Annotated in this window: 1 protein-coding gene; it reads right to left on the reverse strand. The window is 38.0% G+C overall.

The features are described 5' to 3' along the window. Window positions 1-1,686, reverse strand: a 1,686-nt coding sequence (gene pglX, locus PX636_RS07425; protein WP_288116625.1) for a BREX-1 system adenine-specific DNA-methyltransferase PglX, incomplete at its 3' end; no start/stop codon positions are given. Window positions 1,687-1,860 lie beyond the last annotated feature (174 nt).

Here is a 1,860-nt window from a genome sequence, read left to right on the forward strand (position 1 = left end):
GGTAAAGGTAGCAACTGGAATACAAGCTGGAGCAAAAGCATTATATTCTAACTGAACTAAGCTAGTTATTGTAGTTTTCTCTAAAATAAACTTTCTTAAGTTTTCATAAGAAGAAATAAACATCCAAACGTAGGGAGTAACAAAACCTATTTCACCTTTTTGTAAAGTCATTTCTACAATCCGCACCATAAAAGCAGAAAATAGATCCGATTTTACCTCACTATAATTATCCTGTAAAAAAGCCTTTAACCGATTATTCATCCCCTTGTTACCCATATAGGGGGGATTCGCCACAACAAGGTGATACTTAGGACTTAAAAAATCCGCCATATTTAACACATCTATTACCTTCTCGTGGGTTTTATATAACAATAACTGACTAGCGACATTGCGCTCATTTAATAACCCTATCATCCCCTGTACATCCGTCACCGTAGGACGAATTAAGGCCCCAAAATTATCCGCCTCCTTAAACTCATGTAGTGTTTCTAATAAAGGCGCAGTAAACAAATCGCGCCCGACAAAATCTAGATAAGGCTGTAGCTCTTTTTCAGAAAACTCAACTTTTTTCAACACACAAATATTAGGCTGGATGGGTTTACGAAAAAATCGTCTTTCCTTTTCCCTCGCTTTCATGGTTAATGCAAATGCTGCCAAACTTCCCGCCCGTTCATCAATTTCTATGCCATAGAGATTATGGGTTAAAATCTTGCTAGGAATCTCATTTGCTGTATAACCTTCTTCCTCATATATTGCATAAAGTAAATCAAAAGCATAGACTAAAATATGTCCCGAACCACAAGCAGGATCACAGATTTTTATATCTTCAGGCGAGTTGATTTTTAAGTACCCATCTCCCACTTCCCACTTCCCACTATCCACATAATAGGACATTGACTCAACTAACCGAGACTGAGGACGGTTTAACATCCATAAACGCCCCAGGGAATTTTCTACTAAATAACGGACAATCCAATGAGGAGTAAATAACTGAGTTGCCGCTGGAATATTCTGGGGAGTGATTTTTTTATTATTTTTTAGTCCCTCAAAAACTTCGTCTTTTTTCTCAGAGATATAAAACTGATATAACCACCCAATCACCTCCACACTCTCACAATTTTCTGGAGTCATTGCCTCACGAGTATAAGCTAAAATTGAATTACCCGATAATAAATCATCGGGCATCAATAACTCGGTATAATCATCAATTCGTTCAAATAAATAGGGCATCAACTGATGATAATAATTACACACTCCTACAATTAATAAACGATAGGCTTCCCCTTGAGCATCATAACTCGGTGCAGTTCCGCTTAATAAATCAAAAATCTGCTTTCTGACCTGTTTATTCAGCATTTCCTCGTCAATATGTCCCGTTTTCGCCTCAGCCAAGATTTCTGGCTGAAACTGCCCCTCAGCAGCGGACACAACCCTAATGGAGTGATAGCGGTTGCTATCCATAAACCGCAAGGCACAAAAACGGTTAAACCAAGTATAGGCAACCTGTTCAATAAGCTGTTCTTTGCCTAAAACTTCGATTTTTTCGGCTAACTTGCTGATAGCTTTGGGATTTTCTCGTCTTGCGGCGCTATTTTCAGCTAAGACCACTTCTAACTTAGTCGTCATCTGTTCTCTGAGATAACGACGGGCATACTGAGCGAATTTTTTAAGTCTTGATGTATCCATAAGACAATTTTATCCTAAAAAAGAAAACTTCTCAAGACAATCTTATTATCGGCCATGCTGTAAATTGCTGATTCCAGATGGCAAAATTAAGCACAATGCAACTATTACAAATTTCTTGACTCCATCTTTTTCCTTTTTGACCAATAGGGATTTGTTGGCGTAATTCCTTATTCA

Source organism: Microcystis sp. M53598_WE2 (assembly GCF_030067735.1).
GTDB lineage: Bacteria > Cyanobacteriota > Cyanobacteriia > Cyanobacteriales > Microcystaceae > Microcystis > Microcystis aeruginosa.